Annotated in this window: 21 protein-coding genes; 7 read left to right on the forward strand and 14 right to left on the reverse strand. The window is 72.6% G+C overall.

What is annotated here, in order from left to right; all coding sequences use genetic code 11:
- Positions 1-7: 7 nt before the first annotated feature.
- From O7626_RS15675 to O7626_RS15715, 9 genes are all read right to left on the reverse strand, one after another.
- A complete protein-coding gene (locus O7626_RS15675) occupies positions 8-1591 on the reverse strand; it encodes a polyamine aminopropyltransferase (protein WP_278061899.1) in 1584 nt (527 codons plus the stop codon).
- Complete coding sequence (locus tag O7626_RS15680) at positions 1588-2394, reverse strand: hypothetical protein (protein ID WP_278061900.1); 807 nt, start codon at positions 2392-2394, stop codon at positions 1588-1590. The genes O7626_RS15675 and O7626_RS15680 overlap by 4 nt, the downstream gene beginning before the upstream one ends.
- Entirely contained in the window at positions 2394-2816 is a 423-nt protein-coding gene (locus O7626_RS15685; protein WP_278061901.1) for a DUF350 domain-containing protein, read from the reverse strand. The genes O7626_RS15680 and O7626_RS15685 overlap by 1 nt, the downstream gene beginning before the upstream one ends.
- A 50-nt stretch (positions 2817-2866) precedes the next feature.
- Complete coding sequence (locus tag O7626_RS15690) at positions 2867-3292, reverse strand: DUF4247 domain-containing protein (RefSeq protein WP_278061902.1); 426 nt, start codon at positions 3290-3292, stop codon at positions 2867-2869.
- Positions 3289-3825, reverse strand: coding sequence for a DUF2617 family protein (locus tag O7626_RS15695; RefSeq protein WP_278061903.1), 537 nt, complete (start codon positions 3823-3825; stop codon positions 3289-3291). The genes O7626_RS15690 and O7626_RS15695 overlap by 4 nt, the downstream gene beginning before the upstream one ends.
- 3 nt (positions 3826-3828) lie before the next feature.
- The gene (locus O7626_RS15700) at positions 3829-4494 is read right to left on the reverse strand and encodes a DUF4178 domain-containing protein (protein ID WP_278061904.1); all 666 of its coding nucleotides are present in this window, start codon (positions 4492-4494) and stop codon (positions 3829-3831) included.
- Positions 4495-4802: 308 nt separating this feature from the next.
- On the reverse strand, positions 4803-5303 hold the full coding sequence (locus O7626_RS15705; protein ID WP_278061905.1) for an ATPase: 501 nt from the start codon (positions 5301-5303) through the stop codon (positions 4803-4805).
- 162 nt (positions 5304-5465) lie between these two features.
- Positions 5466-5924, reverse strand: a complete 459-nt coding sequence (locus tag O7626_RS15710; RefSeq protein WP_278061906.1) for a response regulator — start codon at positions 5922-5924, stop codon at positions 5466-5468.
- Between the two features lie 121 nt (positions 5925-6045).
- Entirely contained in the window at positions 6046-6384 is a 339-nt protein-coding gene (locus tag O7626_RS15715) for an STAS domain-containing protein (RefSeq protein ID WP_278061907.1), read from the reverse strand.
- Positions 6385-6641: 257 nt separating this feature from the next.
- On the opposite strand from O7626_RS15715, the gene O7626_RS15720 reads away from it, so the two are divergent.
- Complete coding sequence (locus O7626_RS15720; RefSeq protein WP_278061908.1) at positions 6642-7490, forward strand: aldo/keto reductase; 849 nt, start codon at positions 6642-6644, stop codon at positions 7488-7490.
- 38 nt (positions 7491-7528) lie between these two features.
- On the opposite strand, the gene O7626_RS15725 is transcribed toward O7626_RS15720, so the two are convergent.
- Positions 7529-7840: a hypothetical protein gene (locus tag O7626_RS15725; RefSeq protein WP_278061909.1), complete on the reverse strand. Its 312-nt coding sequence runs from the start codon at positions 7838-7840 to the stop codon at positions 7529-7531.
- Between the two features lie 349 nt (positions 7841-8189).
- Here O7626_RS15725 and O7626_RS15730 point away from each other — a divergent pair, with 349 nt between their 5' ends.
- Positions 8190-9209: a DUF2267 domain-containing protein gene (locus O7626_RS15730; protein WP_278061910.1), complete on the forward strand. Its 1020-nt coding sequence runs from the start codon at positions 8190-8192 to the stop codon at positions 9207-9209.
- 143 nt (positions 9210-9352) lie between these two features.
- Here O7626_RS15730 and O7626_RS15735 read toward each other — a convergent pair whose 3' ends face one another.
- Complete coding sequence (locus O7626_RS15735) at positions 9353-10651, reverse strand: NAD(P)/FAD-dependent oxidoreductase (RefSeq protein WP_278061911.1); 1299 nt, start codon at positions 10649-10651, stop codon at positions 9353-9355.
- Between the two features lie 136 nt (positions 10652-10787).
- Here O7626_RS15735 and O7626_RS15740 point away from each other — a divergent pair, with 136 nt between their 5' ends.
- The 3 genes from O7626_RS15740 to O7626_RS15750 all read left to right on the forward strand — a co-directional run bounded on the left by O7626_RS15740 (position 10788) and on the right by O7626_RS15750 (position 13759).
- A complete protein-coding gene (locus tag O7626_RS15740) occupies positions 10788-12239 on the forward strand; it encodes a M20/M25/M40 family metallo-hydrolase (protein ID WP_278061912.1) in 1452 nt (483 codons plus the stop codon).
- 394 nt (positions 12240-12633) lie between these two features.
- Complete coding sequence (locus O7626_RS15745; protein ID WP_278061913.1) at positions 12634-13236, forward strand: glyoxalase superfamily protein; 603 nt, start codon at positions 12634-12636, stop codon at positions 13234-13236.
- Positions 13237-13369: 133 nt separating this feature from the next.
- Positions 13370-13759 carry a hypothetical protein gene (locus O7626_RS15750; RefSeq protein ID WP_278061914.1) on the forward strand — a complete coding sequence of 130 codons (390 nt, stop codon included), beginning with the start codon at positions 13370-13372 and terminating at the stop codon, positions 13757-13759.
- Between the two features lie 165 nt (positions 13760-13924).
- Here O7626_RS15750 and O7626_RS15755 read toward each other — a convergent pair whose 3' ends face one another.
- The 3 genes from O7626_RS15755 to O7626_RS15765 all read right to left on the reverse strand — a co-directional run bounded on the left by O7626_RS15755 (position 13925) and on the right by O7626_RS15765 (position 16496).
- The gene (locus tag O7626_RS15755) at positions 13925-14800 is read right to left on the reverse strand and encodes a VOC family protein (RefSeq protein ID WP_347404791.1); all 876 of its coding nucleotides are present in this window, start codon (positions 14798-14800) and stop codon (positions 13925-13927) included.
- A gap of 9 nt (positions 14801-14809) precedes the next feature.
- On the reverse strand, positions 14810-15301 hold the full coding sequence (locus O7626_RS15760; RefSeq protein ID WP_347404860.1) for an SRPBCC family protein: 492 nt from the start codon (positions 15299-15301) through the stop codon (positions 14810-14812).
- A 232-nt stretch (positions 15302-15533) separates the two neighbouring features.
- Positions 15534-16496, reverse strand: a complete 963-nt coding sequence (locus O7626_RS15765) for an aminoglycoside phosphotransferase family protein (RefSeq protein ID WP_278061916.1) — start codon at positions 16494-16496, stop codon at positions 15534-15536.
- A gap of 221 nt (positions 16497-16717) precedes the next feature.
- Between O7626_RS15765 and O7626_RS15770 the strand changes: the two genes are divergently transcribed.
- Both O7626_RS15770 and O7626_RS15775 read left to right on the forward strand, forming a co-directional pair.
- Positions 16718-17884 carry a low temperature requirement protein A gene (locus O7626_RS15770; protein WP_278061917.1) on the forward strand — a complete coding sequence of 389 codons (1167 nt, stop codon included), beginning with the start codon at positions 16718-16720 and terminating at the stop codon, positions 17882-17884.
- Positions 17885-18109: 225 nt separating this feature from the next.
- Positions 18110-19213 (forward strand): hypothetical protein, encoded by a 1104-nt coding sequence (locus tag O7626_RS15775; RefSeq protein ID WP_278061918.1) that lies wholly within the window; start codon positions 18110-18112, stop codon positions 19211-19213.
- The last annotated feature ends 22 nt before the right edge of the window (positions 19214-19235 follow it).

The raw sequence follows: 19235 nt of genomic DNA on the forward strand, positions 1-19235 counted from the left end.
GGCCCGCTCAGTAGCGGCGCCACTCCGCGCGGGCGTACTCCAGCACCCGGGGGTGCAGCAGGGTCGACGGCGGCAACTCCAGCCGCGGCCGGTCCGGCGGGAAGTTCGCGGCGGCCCGCAGCGTCCCCGCGTCCAGATGACGCAGCGCGGGCACGTCGGCCGGCAGCCCCAACTCCGGCGCGACCGGGCCGGGGGCGGCGAGCAGGAATCCCCAGTCGCCGAACGAGGGCACGTCGACGTGGTACGGCACGCTGGCGAACCCGGCCGAGCGCAGCGACGCCGCCACGCACCAGTACGAGCGGGGCGCGAAGTACGGCGAGCCGGCCTGCACCACCACCCGTCCCCGCTCGGCGACCGCCGCCCGGACCAGCGAATAGAACTCGACCGAGTAGAGCTTGGCGGTAGCCGTCTCGTCCGGGTCCGGCAGGTCCACCACCACCGCGTCGAACCGGGCCGGCTGGCCGCGCAGCCAGGCGAAGGCGTCGGCGTTGACCATCCGGACCCGGGGATCGGCGAAGGCGTCCCGGTTCAGGGCTCGAAGTTGCGGCTCGGTCCGGGCCAGCCGTACCACCGCCGGATCCAGCTCCACCACGGTGACCGTGCCGACGTCGGGATAGCGCAGCAGTTCCCGTACGGCGAGCCCGTCGCCGCCGCCGAGCACCAGTACCGATCCCCGGGTGCCGGCCAGCACCGGGTGCACCAGCGCCTCGTGGTAGCGGTATTCGTCGACCGAGCTGAACTGGAGGTCGCCGTTGAGGTAGAGCCGCAGGTCGGTGACGCCCTGCGAGACGAGCGGCACCGACCGGGTCAGCACGATCTCCTGGTACGCGCTCCGCTCGGCGTGCACCACCGGGTCCCGAAAGAGCTGCTGCCGGGCGGTCACCTCGAAGTCGGCGGCGGACAGGTACGCGTACCCGAGGAGGAGGCCGACGGCGACGGTGCCGGCGGCCAGCCCGACCCGGACCCGGGCGGTCAGCTCCCGCCGGAAGACCGTGCCGACCAGGGCCAGCCCGGCCAGCGCGTTCACCACCCCGACCACGAGCACCCCGCGCAACTGGCCGAAGAACGGCATCAGCAGGAACGGGAAGGCGAGCCCGCCGAGCAGCGCGCCGACGTAGTCGGCGGCGAACAGGTCGGCGACGGCGCTGCCGGCGGACTGTGCCCGGATCCGCTGGAGCAGCACCATCAGCAGCGGGATCTCCGCCCCGATCAGCAACCCGAGCAGCAGGGCGGTGCAGACCAGGGCCGGGGCGTAGAGGTCGAGCCAGGCGAAGGCGGCGTAGAGGCCGAGCACGGAGAGTCCGCCGAAGAGCGCCAGGGCGAGTTCGACGACCGCGAACGCGGCGGCGGCCCGGTGCTGGAACGGCTTGGCGGCCAGCGCCCCGAGCCCCATCGCGAAGACCATCACACCGAGCACTATCGACGCCTGCCCGACGGTGTCCCCGACCAGATAGCTGCCGAGCGCGACCAGGGCCAGTTCGTAGACCAGGCCGCAGGCGGCACAGACGAAGACGGCAGCCAGCACCCCCGCCCGGGCCGCCCGGCGCCGTGGCCGCCCCGCCGGTGCCGGGTCGGCCGGGACAGCGGTCATCGGCGCCGGCGCTCGAAGACGCCGATGGCCAGGAAGATGGCGGTGAGCAGCAGAATCCCGGCGGCACCGAGCAGCAGGACCCAGCGGTCGCGCCAGAAGTCGCTCCCGGCATCGGCCAACGGCGCGGGCGACGCGGTGGGCGCGGGTGTCGCGGTCGGCGAGATCGGTGCGGTCGGTGCGGTCGGTGGTGGGGAGGCCGGGGCGGAGCCGGTCTCCGAGACCAGCAGCGGCAGGAAGACGGCGGCCCGGCAGACCGCCCAGCCGGGGTCGTCGACGAACTGCTTCGCGTCGACGCCGAGCCGGGCGAGTCCCCGGTCGAAGTCGACGTGCGCCAGGTCGGGCGAGCTGCTCACCCGGTAGACGGCGCTGTCCTCCGACTCGCTGCTCTCCGAGGTGTACCAGATCGCCGCGTCGACCTCCGCCCAGCGCGGGCAGCGGGCCGGATCGCTGTCCACCGGTACGTTGTCGCCGAGGTTGGAGCCGACGCTGACCGGCGGGGCGCCGAACGCCGCTCCGCCGGTGCGCAGCCGCCAGCCGTAGCAGATCTGCTGCGTGCCGTACGCCCGCTGGAGCAGCGTGACGGTGTCGGTCCGTTCCACCGGCCCGGGCGGCGGCACCACCGTGCTGCCGTCGTCCCGGCTGAACGCACCCAGCGCGACGAAACCCACGATGGCCAGGAGCACCAGCACTCCCAGCCCGGCCTTGAGCCGCTTCGCGGTCTGCTCGGCCACCTTCGCCCGGCCGGCGGCGGCCCAGCGCGCGTTCGCGCTCCGCCCGCCGCTCCCCCTTCCGCCAGCCGCCATCAGCTGATCGCGGCCGCGATGACGGCGCCGGTCGCCAGGTGCACGACCGCCGAGACCCAGACCGCCGGATGCGGCTCCGGGTCGACCAGGATCTCGCCGAGCCGGCCCGGGGTGACCAGGTCGAGCAGCAGGAACGAGCCGGCCATCAGCAGCAGACCGAGCAGTCCGTACGCGGCGCTGCCCACGATCCCGTCGACGAAGTCGTCGTGGCTCACCACGATCGCGGTGGTGACGATGACGCCCACACCGACCAGGTTCGAGGCGAGCAGCAGGGCCGCGTTGCGGTTGCGGTCGGCCCAGATCAGGTCGTGCAGCCGGCCCGGGGTGGCCACGTCGACGAGCAGGTAGCCGACGGCCATCAGCACGAGCCCGACCACCCCGTAGGCGAGGGTGGCCAGCAGGTCGGTGGCGAGGGTCGTCAACACATCAGGCTCCGGGGGGGATGAGGAGAAGGGGGTGTGTGGTGGAGCGGTTACTTGCCGGCGCCGGGACCGCCGCCACGGACCGAACTGCCGCGCCCCCAGCCCCAGGCGTTGCCGACCGTGCTCGAATAACGGGGATACGCGGTGACCAGGCGTTCCAGCAGGATCAGCGAGCCGCCGGCCAGCGGCAGGATCACCACCGAGTCCTCGTCGTAGCGCAGGTAGACGCCACTGGCGTCGACGTACTCGTCGGCCGGGCGCCAGGTCTCGGTGATCTCCTCGGCGACCACGCTCGGCGAGGAGTCCGACCGGTACGCCCTCGCGTCCGTGCCGATGTCCTGGGCCGCCGCGCGAGCGTACCGGTCCTGCACGTACCCGCGCGGCGAGAAGTTGCCGTGGAAGATGGCGAAGCCGGCGAGCAACACGCCGACCAGGGCGAACGCGCCACCGACCAGGAACCATCCGCGGTACCTCATACCGCCGCCACCACCGTCTCCGTCTCGACCACTTCACCACTTCCCGGGTACGCGTGCCAGGTGCGCCAACCGATCCGACCGGTCCCGGCAGCGTCTCGCCCGCCGGGGCGGCCCACCCGCAGCGCCGTGATCGCGTCCGGGCCGCCGGGAAAGACCCCGACCAGGGCGTACGGGTCGCCGGCCAGGTCCCGCCGCAGCCGGGCGGCACACTCCGACAACCGGGCCGGGCTCAACTGCCGGACCCGGGCGGTGAACCGGTAGCCGGTGGCCGGGTCGGCCAGGGTCGCCGGCAGTTCGGGGCGCCGGCCGGGCAGGCAGGCCACCGTCTCGATCAGCCCGCCGTCCGGACCGTCCAGCACCACCTGGTGCGAGGCGCCGAGCAGCCGGAGCTGGAGCCGCGTGCCGGGGCGGCCGAGCCGGGTCAACCGGCCGAGGTCGAGCAGGTGCAGCGCGGGCTGTTCCGGGGTGTCGAGCGCCAGGCTGAGTTCGGCGGCGGTGGTGTCCTCGTACGCGGTGTCCAGGTTGACCAGCATCGTTCAGCCGACCCGCCCGGTCGGGGTGTCGGCGCCGTCCGTCTGCTGTGGATAGATCCGCACCTCGGCCCGGTGCAGCCGGTCACCCGTGCCGACCTCCCAGCGCCCGCTGTCGCCGTACGCCTCGAAGGAGAGCGGGGTGCCGTCGGCGGCGGCGTAGTCGTGGTAGCGGACCGTGCCGGTCGGGTCCAGCCCGGTGCTGCCCAGCGCGGTGAAGGTGGCCCGTCCCGACTCCTTGCGCCGGTACCGCCGGCCGCCGACCTCCAGCTCGGCCGGCCCCGGGTCGACGCCCACCTCCGGCAGCGCGGTCCAGAGCACCATCTCCAGGTCGGGATCCTCCTCGACGGAGAGCCAGAGCTTGCCGCCCCGGGCGTCGTCGAGCAGGTGCTCCGCCCAGCTCCAGCCGTCCTCGCGCAGCCGCAGCGTGCCACGCACCCCGTAGGAGGTGTGCCGGATCTCCACCAGGTCGCCGGGCTTGAGGGTGCGCGGGTCGCCGCGCAGCGCGTCGGCGTCGTCGTCCACGGTCCGGAAGGGATCGCCCACCGGCCCGCCGGACGGCCCGCCGGTGCGCTTCCGGGCGGCGCGCAGCGCCAGCACCGCCACCGCTACCCCTGCCGCCGCGATCAGCAGACCCACTGCCGCCACCAGGTACGCCGTCGCCCCGTTCAAGCCCCGCGCTCCTTCCGATCCCGCTGGGCGCCGACGGTAACAAGGTCACGCACGTCACCGACAGGGCGTGATCGAAAATGGGGCCGATGGGCGGGTTGATCACCGCCGGAACGGCCCGTCGGGCCCGGCTCCGCCTGGTCCGACGATCAGGCGGCCAGGGCGGGCCGGCGCGGGTGCTCCGGACGTGAGGTCCCAGACCAGCCAGGACGGAGCGGGCCGGTGCTCGCGGGCAGGTGCTCGCGGGCCGGTGCTCCCGGGCGGGTGCTCCCGGCGGGTGCTCCGGGTGCGGGGACTCAGGGGGCCGGGACTCAGGGGGCCGGGGCCGGCAGTGCCCCGTCCGGCGTCACCGACCGGTGCGCGGCCGGCCGCTGGTCGCCGGGTCGGGCCGTGCCGCGCAGGATCTCGTCCGCCCGTTCGGCGCGGATCCGCCGCGCGTGCAGCGCCGTCTCGAAGTCCCGCCGGGCCTGCACCGCCTCGGCGTAGACCTGGTCCCGCACCAGCCGAGCCTCCGCCCGGGCTGCCTCGAGGTCGGCCCGGGCCCGGGCCAGGATCTGGGCCGCCTCCCGCTCGGCGGTCAGCACGAGCTGCCGGGCGACCGGCTCCGACGGCGGCCCGGCGTCGGGGACCGGCCGCGCACTCAGCGACTCGCCCAGCTGACTGAGTTCGGCCCGCAGCCGGGCCAGCTCCGGATCCGTCCGTGCGGCGGCGTCCGTCCGCGCCGCCAGCCGGGCCAGCCGCGTACCCAGATCCTCCAGGCAGCGGTCGACCTGGTCCTGGTCGTAACCGATCTCGACGACGGAGAACTCCATGCTTCGCCCCCAGGAAGCCGATGTCACCTACACCTGGAATCCTGGTCAACCGGCGCGGCTCACCGGGGCGGATCGGAAAAACTGTTCAGCATGCGGTCGGGTCAGCATGCGGTCGGGCGGGTCGGGGTGGGTGGCGAGTCGCGGTCGGGTCGGCCCGACCGATCAGCCGGCCGGGGTGGGCGGCTTCGGCAGCACCACAACCTGCCCGAAGAACTCGTCGATCCGCCGGATCACGTCGTTGAAGTCGTCCAGGTCGATCGGCTTCGTGACGTACGCGTTGGCCCGCAGGTTGTAGCTGCCGAGGATGTCCGTGTCGGCGTTCGACGTGGTGAGTACGACGATCGGGATCGTGCGCAGGTTGTCGTCGCTCTTGACCTTGTCAAGCACCTGCCGGCCGTCCATCCGGGGCATGTTCAGGTCCAGCAGGATCATGTCCGGCCGGCTCGCCTCCCGGTGCCGCCCCTCGCGGAGCAGGAACTCCATCGCCTCTTCCCCGTCGCCGACCACGTCGATCGACTTGGGCACCTCCGAGTCGGCCAGCGCCTCTTCGATCATCAGTACGTCGCCCGGGTCGTCGTCGACGACCAGGATGCGTACGGGGGTCGGCTCGGCTGCGTGCACGGCGTACCTACCTCTGGTAATCGGGATGGTGCGGCGGCCACCCGCGTCACCAGCCCGGTGATGTGGTCTCCGGCGAGCCGTCGACCATCGACGCGGCGTGCGAACTCTAGCCGATCAACGGTCACCCCAGGGCGGCCGGGTCATGCCCTTCCCGGTCATAGCGGAGCAAGTCGTCCAGGCCGCTGATCTGCAACACCCGCTCGACCCGCCCGGTCGCACCCGTCAACCGGAGCCAGCCGCCACGCGAGCCCGCCCGGTCGTCGCCCCGGACGAAGGCCGCCAGGCCGCTGGAGTCGCAGAAGGTCAGCTCGGCCAGGTCGACGAGCAGGCGCCGGTGCCCGTCGTCGACCAGTTGGTCGATCTCCGCGCTGAGCTTCGGCGCGGTGGTGATGTCGAGTTCACCGCCGAGGTGGAGGCGCACCAGTTTCGGGTGCACGACATGCCTGACGGAGAAGAGCACACCCGCCTCCGTCCGGTCAGCCGTCGCCAATACTTGCAGTCAGGCAAGTATACGCATCAGCTAGATCGACATCGAGGCCGGCCAGGCTCATCGTGCCGTCCGGCAGGCGTACGGACACCGGGCCCGTGCGGCCCGAGGTTACCGGTGCGGCGAGCGTGCCGCCGCCCCGACCGGCGGACCGGTTTGCCGGGCATGGCGCAGGGAAGGCGCGCACGACCGGACAGCCGGAAACGCACCCGGTCAGGAGGGAGAAACCGATGTCCCAGCGGATCGTCCCCACGGTCACACTTCCGTCCGGCGAGGCGATCCCGGCGCTCGGTCAGGGCACCTGGGGAATGGCGGAGGACCCGGCACGCCGGGACGACGAGATCGCCGCGCTCCGCGCCGGGGTGGACGCCGGCCTCACCCTGATCGACACCGCCGAGGTGTACGCCGACGGTGGCGCCGAGGACCTGGTCCGGGAGGCGCTCGGCGACCGGCGCGAGGAGGTCTTCCTGGTCACCAAGGTCTCCTCCGCACACGCGACCGTCACCGGCACCGCCGACGCCTGCGCCCGCAGCCTGGAACGGCTCGGCACCGACCGGATCGACCTGTACCTGCTGCACCAGCGCGGCGACGCACCGCTGCCGGAGACGGTCGAGGCGTTCACCAGCCTGATCACCCAGGGACTCATCCGGCACTGGGGGGTGAGCAACTTCGACGTACCGGAGGTGGTCGAACTGGCCGCCATCCCGGGCGGTACCGCCGTGGAGACCGACCAGATCCCCTACAACCTCACCCGACGTGGCATCGAGTGGGACCTGCTGCCCCGCTGCCGCGCCGCCGGCCTGCCGGTGATGGCGTACTCGCCGCTGGAGCGGGGGCGGATGCTCGGGCACCCGGCACTGGCCCGGGTCGCCGGGCGGCACGGTGCCACCCCGGGGCAGGTGGGACTCGCCTGGCTGCTGCGCCAGGACGGGGTCTGCACGGTGACCAAGGCGAGTACTCCGGAGCACGTCCGGGAGAACCGGGCGGCCCTCGAACTGGTCCTCACCGAGGAGGACCTGGCCGAACTCGACCGGGCGTTCCCGGCACCCGACGGCCCCCGACCACTCGAACTACTCTGAGCTGCCGGGACTTGTCCGGACAGTCTTGCGGACAGTCTTCAGACGGCTTTCAGGCGGGCCGGCTGGCGGGCCGGGGCGACGCCCAGTTCGTCGGGGCGGGCGGCGTCCTCCGGGGCACCGTTCTCCGGCGGCTGGAACAGGTAGCGGACGAACTCACCACCGGTCTCGTTCTGCTCCGAACCGGGCCACTGGCCGACGGCGTCCACCCCGATGACCTCCCGGCCACCCTCGTCGGTCTCCTCCAGCAGCGCCCAGAGCGACACCGGGTAGCAGCGGGTGTTGTCCGGGGCGAGCCGCCAGCGGGCGTACCAGCCGGGTCGGGCGGGGACGATCTCGACGATCCGCTTCATGTGACCCTCCTCCGGCGGTACGTCGCGGCCACGACCGGCCCGTACCCGACGCTCCGGCCGATCCGATCGTCGGCCCCGGCGGGGTGAGCAGCCCTCACCCGGCCGGGATGAACTGTCCCGGCATTCCGGGGCGCGGTGCCGGGGCGTTTCGTCGATGGCGGCTCGGGAAGGCGGTTCATCGCGCCGCAGGCGTACGGGCAACCGGCGCGACGCGGCGGCCGGAGCCGGTACGGCCCGGTGGTGGCGACACGCGAAGCGAGCCGAGGTGGGCCCTGGCCTCATCGGCCGGTACGACTCGTCGGCCGGTACGACTCGGGGCTCACGACGACGAGCGCAGCGAGGAGACGGCATGAGCGGGAAGCAGATGGAGGGCGACAACCAGCGGCGCCGAACCCTGGCCCGGCAGGCCCGTCAGCGAGGCCGGCGGCCAAGTGAGGTCGGCGCCACCTTCGGCGCGGACAAGCAGCTCACCAGCCTCGACCGGGGTCGCCGGGACGGCCCGGCCCAGGCCGGGAACCGCAAGCCGAACGCCGAGCGCGGCGGCCCGACCACCCCACCGCCGGCACCCGCCGAGCGGCCCGTTCCAAGCCCTGACGAGCTGGTCGGCACGACCGTCGCCGAGGTTCCGGTGATCGGCTACCGGGATCTCGTCTCCGACGTCGGGCGGCGGGCCGGGGTCGACTTCGAACAGGCCCGGGCCGCCGCCGGAGCCACCGTCGCCACGCTGGCCCGGGCGCTGGACAGCGCCGACCGGCAGCGGCTGCTGGACGCCGTACCGAACCAGTTGCACGACGACGGCGCGCTGGCCACCGGCAACCGGCACCGGGACCTCGCCGGCTTCCTCGACGAGGTGGCCCGGCTGACCCACCGCAGCCCGGAACAGGCCAGGTACCAGGCACAGGCGACGCTCAGCGCGCTCGCCGCCCGGGACGGCGGGCTGGTCGACTCGCTGAACCTGCCGCCGGAGTTGCGCGACCTGCTCGGGCCGCCACCGGCCGGCGGCGGACTTGTCGACGCGACCGGCGGCACCGCCGCGCTCACCGACGACGAACTCGCCGACGCGCTGGCGACCCTCCCGTACTGGTCCGGGGACGGCCGCAAGCTGACCCGCAGCATCGAACTGCCGCCGGAGAGCCTGGACCGGGTACTGGGCCGGCTGGCCCGGCTGCGCCCGGAGACCGGCCGGGGCCCGACGGTCGGGCGCGAGTCGCCGGGAACGGCGGTGCTCACCGTCCGGACCCGTTCGCTGGACGCGGTGACCGCGCTGGACGTGGCGCTCGCGCATCAGATCGACGACGCGATCGACGAGGTCAGCGCCGGGATGGCCGCGCCGCCGGAGCGGCGGACCGGACCACGCTTCGGCCCGTGACGCCGGCCGCCGGGGTCACGCGTTGTCCGCCGGCTCACCACTGACAGGCGGCCCGCCGGCTCACCACCGACGGGCCCCGCCGGCTCACCACCGACAGGCGGCCCGCCGGCCCACCACCGACAGGCCCCGCCGCCGGTCAGGAGCTACCGGTGGACCGGCAGCTCCGGGGAGGCGCTCTCCAGCGGTACGGCGTGCGCCGGCACCAGGCCGAGCTGGATGGCCTGCCGGGTGAACGCCGCGTCGATCAGCCAGTCGGCGCTGACCCGGGCCCGGTTCCCCGGCATCGCCAGCAGGTGGTAGCCCCGGGTCACCGCCTTGGCGGGCAGCCCGGACAGCGGCACCCGCACCGGGTTCGCGGCCGCGTCGGTGCCGCCGAGGTCCACCACGAACCCGAGGTCGTGGTGCCGGTACGGCCGCCGCCTGCCCTGCCCGTACGACGCGGCGACGTTGTGCGCGGCCAGTTTCCCCTGCCGCTGGGCGTGCTGGGCGGTCATCGCCGTCGCCTGTCCGGGCCGGGTCAGGTCGGGTACGGCTGCCGCGTCCCCGCAGGCGTACACGTCGGGGAAGCCGGGCACGTTGAGGAACTCGTCGACCACCAGCCGCCCGTGCTCGGTCGGCAGTCCCAGGTCGGCCACCAGCGGGTCGGGGCGTACGCCGACGCACCAGATCAGCGAGCGGGTCGGCACGTACTCGCCGTCGCTGAGCTTCACCCCGTCGGCCGTCGCCTCCTTGACCGTGGTGCCCATCCGCACGTCCACGCCCCGGGAGTCGAGCACCCGGCGTGCCGTCTCCGACATCCGCTGGTCGAGTTCCGGCAGTACCCGCTCGGCGAGGTCGAGCAGCAGCCAGCGCGGCCGTACGCCGAGCCGGGGGTGCTGGGCGGCGAGCGCGTCGGTGAAGAGCTGGCCGTGCGCGGCCACCTCGGTACCGGTGTAGCCGGCGCCGACCACCACGAAGGTGGTCCGGGCGTCCCGCTCGGCCTGGTCGTCGGTCGCCTCGGCCAGCTCGACCTGGCAGACCACGTGGTCGTGCAGGTACAGCGCCTCCGGCAGGCCCCGGAACCCGTGTGCGTGCTCGGTGACGCCCGGGATCGGCAGCAGCTTGTTGACGCTGCCCACCGAGATGATCAGGCGGTCGTAGTCGAGCTGTCCGGGTGCGCCCTCGGCGCCGGTGTAGTCGACCCGCTTGGCGGGCAGGTCGACGTGGTTCGCCTCGCCGATCACCACCCGGACCCCGTCCAGGGTGCCGGCGAGCGACACCGAGACCCGGCTCGGCTCCAGGATCCCGGCCGCCACCTCGGGCAGCAGCGGCAGGTAGAGGAAGAAGTCGGTCGGGTTCAGCAGCACGATCTCGGCCCGGCCGTTGGCGATCCGGGACAGGCTCTTCGCCGCGTGGTAGCCGGCGAACCCGGCCCCGACGATCACAACGCGCGGTTTCGTCATGACCAGGCCCCTTCCCGGACTTGCGCCGGGCAAACCCACCAGGAGGCGTACCGGCCGGGGCGGCCCGGGCAGATCGGACGAGAAAGGTGATCACGGCCGTTGACAGCCACGGCTCGCATTGATGACGATGCCTGGCATGACATCCCGGGACTCCCGAGGCGACGGGCCCACGAGGCCCAGCCGCCGTACGTTCCTGTCCGCCGCCACCGTCGGGGCGGCCGCCGCCACCGTGGCCGCCCCACTGGCCGGCACCTCGCCCGCCGCCGCCTCCGGTGCGGCCGCGAAGGGACCCGGTCGGCCGATCCGGCCCCAGTCCCCCGACCGCGAACTGCGGGAACTGCTCCGCGAGATCGACGAGCGCCGGATCGAGGCGACCGTCCGCCGGCTCGCCGCGTTCGGCACCCGGCACACCCTCTCCAGCCAGGACGACCCGGTCCGGGGGATCGGCGCCGCCCGGGACTGGATCCACGAGCAGCTGCGGGGCTACGCCGACCGGTCCGGCGGGCGGATGACCGTGGAACTCCAGTCGTACGTCCAGGAGCCGGCCTCGCGGATTCCGGTGCCGACCCGGATCACGAACGTGCTCGCCACGCTGCGCGGCGAGACCTCACCGGACCGGATCTACGTGGTGACCGGCCACTACGACTCGCGGTGCACCGACGTCATGGACGCCACGAGTGACGCACCGGGCGCCGACGACGACGCTGCCGGGGTGGCGGTGGCGATGGAACTGGCCCGGGTGATGGCGACCCGGCGCAGCGAGGCGACGATCGTCTTCGCCGCGGTCGCCGGGGAGGAGCAGGGACTCTACGGCTCGGGGTACCTGGCCCGGCAGTACCGGGCGGCCGGCGCCGACGTACAGGGCATGTTCAGCGACGACATCGTCGGCAGTTCGACGGCGGACGACGGCACCCGGGACCGGCGTACGCTGCGGCTCTTCGCCGAGGGCGTACCCACGGCCGAGACGCCGGCCGAGGCGAACACCCGGCGTTCCGTCGGCGGCGAGAACGACTCGCCGAGCCGGCAACTCGCCCGGTACGTCTCCGACGTGGCCGACAACGACAGCACCGGGATGCGGATCCGGGTGGTCTACCGGCGGGACCGCTACCTGCGCGGCAGCGACCAAATCTCCTTTCTGGAGCAGGGCTATCCGGCCGGCAGGTTCACCGAGCCGAACGAGGACTTCGCGCACCAGCACCAAGATGTCCGGGTCGTCGACGGCAAGCAGTACGGCGACCTGCCGGAGTTCTGCGACTTCGAGTACATCGCCCGGGTGGCGAAGGTGAACGCGGCGGCACTCTGGTCCCTGGCCCAGGCGCCCGGTACGCCGAAGGGCGTCACAATCGTCACCTCCAACCTGACGAACGACACGGAACTGCGCTGGACCCGGGGCAGCGAACCGGACCTCGCCGGTTACGAGATCGTGTGGCGGGAGACCACCGCACCGGAGTGGACCCATGTGATCCCGATCGGCGACGTCAGTACGGCCACCGTCGACCTGTCGAAGGACAACGTCTTCTTCGGCGTACGCGCGGTCGACACCGCCGGGCACCGCAGCCCGGTGGCGTTCCCGCGCCCCGGCAGCTGAGCGGGCGGCGGCGGGGCGGCGGACGGTGGGGCGGGCGGCTAAGCTGTGTCCGGCTGCGATGCGGCCGGCCGCTTGCGCCCGTCGGGGTTTGGTGAACGCATCGTTCGATCCGTGACCTGTCGCGTCGGAGACTCCCCTTCGGCGGCCCGGTCGGTAACGCGAGCGCTGGCACGACGGCCGCCGGTCTGGAGTTTCGATGAGCACGTCGACCCCCGATCCTGCTGCTCAGGCAACGCCCGCTGCTCAGGCAGCTCAGGCAGCGCCCGCTGCGCCCGCTGCTCAGGCAGCTCAGGCAACGCCCGCTGTCGGGCCGTCCGATTCGGCTGCCGGTTCGGCAGCCGGGGCCGCGCCGTCGCCGCCCCGTCCGGTCGCCGGGACGCCGGAGCCGAAGACGATGGCGCGGGCGCTGCGGGGCGAGTTGCGCGGTCGCTTCGACCTGGCGGTGACACACAGCGAGTGTCTGGAGATCGTCGCCCGGCAGCACGGTGTCGACAACTGGAACATCCTCGCGGCGCGGCGCTCGGCTGTGATCGCACCCGGTGCGGCCGGCGAGCCGCGGGCCGCATATCCGTGGGGCGCCCGCAACAGCACCATTCCGGTACTGCGGATCTTCGCGGTCGACCCCGCGCTCCAGTTCTATGTGGACTTCCTCGGCTTCACCGTCGACTTCGGCGGACCGAACGCGGGCCCCGGCACGCCGTACTACGGTCAGGTGTCCCGGCTCGGCACCACCCTGCACCTCGCCGAGACGGCGTACGACGCAGGGCAGGGCTGCACGGTGTTCTGCTGGATCGACGGCGTCGTCGAACTGCGCGAGCGGTTGAACCAGCGGCGTACCGAGGTGCCGGTCTGGGGGCCGGCGGTCTGGACGCCCCAGGTCGAGCGGGCCCAGTGGGACGGCAGGGTGCTCACCGTCGCCGACCCGTTCGGCAACCACCTGCGGTTCGGCGAACCCGCCGACCCGGCCGCGCGGGCCGGACTGCCCCGGTGGGCCTGACCGGCTGCCGGTCGCAGCGTTCGGGCTGCCTGGTGCGCTGGCGCGAACCCTGCGCACCACGGCGACCTTCACTATGCTCTCGATCGACACGCACCCAGCTCGCGTTTCGCCCGGGAGTGGAGGACGGCGATCCATGATCATGGCCTTGCTGCTCGACCTCGCCAACATCGTCGGCGGTTTCCTGCTTGCCGTCGCGCTGCTGCGCCGGCTGCCCCGGGTCGGTGACGACCTCGGGCGCTTCGCCGCCCGGGTGGCACCGTTCGGCTGGCTGGTCGGGATCGTCGCGCTGGTGGCGGGCGGCTACTACCTGATCGTCCACCTGGTCTCCGGGCCGCGCGTGTTCCATTTCGAGGTGGTGGGCATCGCCGTCGGCCTCGCCCTGCTCTGGGACCGGCTGACCGGGCGGCCGGCGGCGCGGACCGACGAGGGTACGACGGCCACCGGAGTGGGTCTGCTGCTCGCCATCTTCGGCATCATCGCGATCGTCGTCGGCCTACAGGGCCTCTTCACCCCGGACGGCTGACCCGGCCCGGGCCTGTTTCCATCTCCAGGACACCTGGCTGGACGACGACGGAGACGGCCACTACGAAGAGAGGTACTGCTGACCGGGAGCTGACAGTCCTCGCTCACGAGTGACGGGTGGGGCCGGATCTGTCGATCCGGCCCCACCCGATCACACTCCGGCCGGTTACTCGGGGCGGGTGAGGCAGAACGGCTTGTCGGCCGGATCGGTGTAGACCCGGAAGGTCCGGCCGCCGCCCGGCTGCCGGCTCGCACCCAGGGCGAGCACGGCCGGCTCCGCGACGTCGAAGTCGTCGACCAGCACGTCCAGGTGGAACTGCTGCGGATACGCCGGGTCCGGCCAGCGCGGTGCGGCGTAGTCGGCGACCTGCTGGAAGAGCACCGGCTGCTCGCCGTCGTTGCCGATCATCGCCATGCCGTCGGCATCGTACGTCACCGGCTTGCCGAGCAGTTCGGCGTAGAAGGCGCTCAGCGCCTTGGCGTCCGGGCAGTCCAGCGTCACCCCCATCAGGGTGGTGTTCGGGTCCTCGGCCGTCAGGCAGAGGTCGAACGGATGCCCGGCGGGGTCGGCCACCGTATACCAGGTCTCGTCCTTGTTCAGCAGCGTCCCGCCGAGCGAGAGCGCCCGGTCGAGCCCGGCTTCGAGGTCGGGCACCCGCAGGTCGAGATGGGCCTGCTGCGGTCGGGCCTGGCCGGGCCACCGCGGCGGCTGGTGGTCCGGCGCCAGTTGCAGACCGATCTGCCAACCGTCGGGCGTGCCGAGCGTGATCCAGTCGTCGTCGACGTCCGACTCCACCCACCCGGCCAGCTCCCGGTAGAACGCGGAGAGACCCGCTATGTCGGGTGCGTCGAGCACCACCATCTCCAGCTTGCCGATCATCGTGTACTCCCTCGTCTGGTCGGCTCCGATCCTGCCCGGCGGGTACGACAGGATCCCGCCACCGGGGCAGGTCAGCCGTGGGAGTGTCACTTGGGAACGCGGGTGCCGGATCCCGATCACGCCGAGCGGCGGCCGGTCGCCGTCGAGGATCCCGTTGCTCACTGCGGCAGGTCAGTCTTTGCCGTCGCGGACGTCCTTCCCCTGTTCGGCGAACGCTTTGAAATCCCGCATGTGCTGTTGCGACTGCCTGTGAAAGGCGCTGGGCATCAGGAGCGCCACCAGCCGCATCAGCAGGCCGCTGAACCGGTATTCGCTCTCGCTCACCCACAGCGTCGTCGCTGGACCGGCTTCGGTCAGCCGATCGCGCACGACGCTCCACATGCCCGCGCCGACGAGCTCGCGGTCGAAGTGCACGACGACCTCTCCGGGAATCCCGTGCAGGTCTGCCGGGTCCCGGCGGGTGATCGTCTCGGTGCACTCGATCTGCCGCTTTCCCGACTGCAACACGACCCGGGATCTGGTGCCGAGCTGTCCGTGTATCCCGCTCACGGGCTCGTGCAGCACCATGCCTCGCAGCCACTTCGGTAGGTGTGCCGGGTCGGCGAGCAGCTGGGCCACTTTCTCTCGCGGCAGGTCGATCTCGATCGAGTTGGTGTACTTCACGGCGCGGATACCCTTCCAGGTGCGGGAAGACTGCTGTCGTACCGCTCCCTCGCCCTGCGCCGCGGCCCCGACGGTGTGGCACCGGCGAGCACCGGCGTCGAGGGTCGCCGAGGATGTCGAACGCGTGTACGAACTGGGATCGTACACGTTATCGCTTATATAAGCTAACGCTGAGGTCCTGACGCAACCATCCCACAAGGGCGCATCTGGCGGAGGGCTTCGGATACTCGTCCTAACCCGCCGGCGGCTCGCGGCGAACGTCGACGGCGGGGTCAGGGCCGGGAGTAGGGCCGGTGGTGGGCCCGGAGGCCGCGTCGGCGAGGACCGCGCCGATCGTGTGCCGGGCCTCGGCCGCGTACTCCGGGGCCCGGTCCCGGTAGTAGGGAAGCGCGATGAGCGCGATCGAGAGCGCCCTGCCCCGGGCCCGCCGCCAGGTGGCATCGTCGACGTCGACCGCGGCCCGGAACACGTCCCGGGCACCGGACGGCAGCAGGTTCCAGGCGACGATCAGGTCGCAGGCCGGATCGCCGACGCCCACGGTGGCGAAGTCGATGACCGCGCTGAGCCGCCCGTCCACGGTGAGCAGGTTGCCCGGCATCAGGTCGGCGTGCACCCAGGTCGGCGGTCCAGCCCACGCCGGGGCGCGCAGACCGTCCTCCCAGACGGCGATGGCCGCGCCCGTGTCGATGGTCCCTCGCAGCCGGGCGACGGCGTTCCGGGTGGGCAGGTCCAGGGCTGCCAGCGGCCCACCCCGGTACGCCGCCGGACCGCCGGGCAGTCGCACGGACCGGAACGCGCGGACGAACCCGGCCAGGTCGAGGGCGAGGTCGTCGGCCGCGTCGAGCTGCCCGGGTACCGGATTGGTGCCGGGTAGCCAGCGCAGCACCGACCAGGTCCACGGGTACCCCTCGGCGGGCTGCCCCACCGCCACCGGCGCTGGCACGGCAACCGGCAGGTACGGCGCCAGCCTCCGTAGCCAGCGGTGCTCCTCGACCTCCTCGCCCGCCGCCCACGGCACCCGGCACAGCCGTACCACCAGCTCGGGGCCCAGCCGGAACAGCGCGTTGACGGTGCCGGACCGGGTCACCGGGCGAACCGGCAGCTCCGCCCACTCGGGGAACTGCCCGGCGACCAGCCGGGTGACCAGCTCCGCCGAGACGTCGATCTCGTCCTCGTGCATCTTCCGGGCGGACACCAGAGCACTCCTCGTCGAGGGGGCAGACTGTGGCAGCATCCCGAATGCGCGGGCACTGCGGCAACCGCGCTCGGCTGGCTGGCCGGGTTGCTCGCCGACCTCGGCGCCGGGCACGGGGTGCGCGGCCCGCTGCTGTTCACCGCCCGGCGGTCCTGGCCGGGTGCCCAGCCAGCTGCGGCGAACGGAATTCAACCCGGCCAGGGTCTCGATATGGTGTGACGGTGCGGCCGCAGCAGCCGAACGACAGGGCGGTGACCTGGGAAGAACTCTTCTTCGACCTGGCGTTCGTCTTCGCGCTCACCCGGCTCGCCCACCTCCTGCACGACGACCACGGCTGGGCGGGCAGCGGCAAGGTCCTGATCCTCTTCGTCGTCGTCTACTGGATCTGGGGCGGCACCGGTTTCTACACGGACCGACAGAGCGTCGGCATGCCGTCCGGCCGGATCGTCATCCTGACGCTCGGCTTCGCCGGTCTGCTACTGGGGATCACCGTCCCCGATGCGTACGGCGACCGTGGGCTGTTGTTCGTATCCGTCGCCCTGACCGCTCGGATCCTGCTGGGCATCGTCACGCTGCGCGGCGTCCCCCTCTGGCGGGGCTTCCTCCTCACTCCGCACGGGATGATCGTGGTGACCGCCCCGCTGCTGCTGATGGGTGCCCTGACGGAGGGTACGACCCGGATAGTGCTCTGGGCGGTCGCCGTCCTCGTCGACGTGTCGAGTCCCCTGCTGGTACGTGGCACGGTGGCGACGATCCGGGTCCAGGCCCGACACTACGCGCACCGGTACGGCCTGTTCATCATCATCGTGCTCGGCGAGTCGGTGATCCAGGTCGGTACCGTCTCCGTCGACCACCCGCTGACGCCCGTCCGGCTACTGGCGCTGGCCGCCGGGTACGCCCTGGCCGCCGCGCTCTGGTGGACCTACTTCGGCTACGGCGTACACGAATTCCGTCTGGCGTTGGAGCGGGCCGGGAACCAGGCCCGGCTGCGGCGGTCGGTCCTGATCAACGGTCACCTGCTGTTCAGCTTCGCCATCATCGCGATCGCGGACGGCCTGGCCGACGTGGCGGTGGGGCCGTTGGAAACGCTCAGCGGCGGGGAGATGACCAGGCTCGTCGGCGGCTGCGCACTCTTCCTCGGCACCTTCGCCTACACGCACTGGCGGATCCACCGGGAGATAGCCTGGCGACGGCTCGCGGTCGCCGCCGGCTGCCTCGTCGTGCTGCCGCTGACCGCCGCGCTCCCGTCCCTGGCCGCGCTCGGGGTGCTGCTCCTGCTGGTGGGCGGGCTCGCCGCGCTGGAGGAGACGTTCCGGCGCCGCCACCCGGCCCGCGCCGGAGACGCCGGGTCCGAGCAGATGGACCCGGGTCCGGTCACCAACGGGTGACGTGCCGGACCCTCTCCACCGCGCGGATCACGTGCCGGTCGGGCCGACACGCCTGGCGAGATCGACGAACGCCCGCCAGGTTCCGGAAACCGCTGCATATTCCGGCTACGCCCGCACATGGGCTTTGGCGCTGCCGCGCCGCTACTGCCGGGGAACCGACAGCGGAGGGGTCGACGGGATCGCAGACTCCGGGGCACACATCGAACCACCCCGATTGGAGGTCAGATGCGACTCCGTCCCCGCATTCTCGCCACCGCCCTGGTCGCGGCGCTGGCGGCCACCGTCCTCGGACCACCCGCGCCGGCCCGGTCTGCCGCCGCCGACCGGTTCGGCTTCGCGTACCTGGACGACCCGAGCCTGCCGGCCGCCTGGACCGTGCTCGACCCGACCCGGCAGTGGGGTAGCTGGAAGACCGCCTTCCCCGGCCTGTCCGCCGAAGGTATGCGGCTGGCACCCGGCCGCTACCTGGTCAGGTTTCCGCAGGTCGGCACCGGCTCACGCGGCAACGTGCACGTCACACCGGTGAACCGGACCGGGCACTACTGCGAGATCGTCCGCTGGGGACAGTCGGGGGCGGACGAGATCGTCGACGTGCAGTGCCACAAGCCCGGTGGGGATCGCGACGACACCCGGTTCACGGTGCTCTGGACGTACAGCTCCGGGCTGGTGCCACCGGTCGAGGGCAGCCACGCCTGGCTCCAGTGGGGGCCGGCGGCGGTCGTGCAGGCGTACAACTCGGTCGGTGGCGGGGTCAGTGTCGTACCGGCCGGCGTCGGGGTCTACCAGGTCCGGCTCGGCGGGGTCGGGGTGGCGGGCACGCTCGCCGGCAACCTCCAGGTCACTGCGGTGCAGCCGAACGCCGGACCGCGCCGCTGCAAAATCCTCCGCTGGGGGGCCGGCGGAGCCGACATCATCGCGTACGTCATCTGCTTCGACCAGGCCGGCGCCCAGGTGAACAGCGAGTTCACCCTGTCGTACCACCGTGAGCGGGCGGTCTACGGCTCGTTCGGGCCGCCGAAGTACACCGGGTACTTCTTCTCGGCCGGGGCCGGCCAGACCAACTGGAACTATCCGGCCGGCGGGTTCGGCTTCAACTCGGCCGCCCCGCTCCTCCCGGCCGGACGTTATCTGGTCACGTATCCGTTCCTCACCGAGAAGGAGACGCACGCCCAGGTCACCGCCTACGGCTCCGGCTCGCACTACTGCCACCTGACGCAGTCGTGGAAGTTCAACGCCGCACCGGCCGCCGAGGTCGACACGATCTGCTTCGACAACACCGGCAGTCCCGCACCGCACGAGTACCTCTCCACCTTCACCTCACGGATCTAGCGCACCCGCCACCTGACGTGCG

The organism is Micromonospora sp. WMMD1102 (assembly GCF_029626265.1).
Lineage (GTDB): Bacteria > Actinomycetota > Actinomycetes > Mycobacteriales > Micromonosporaceae > Plantactinospora.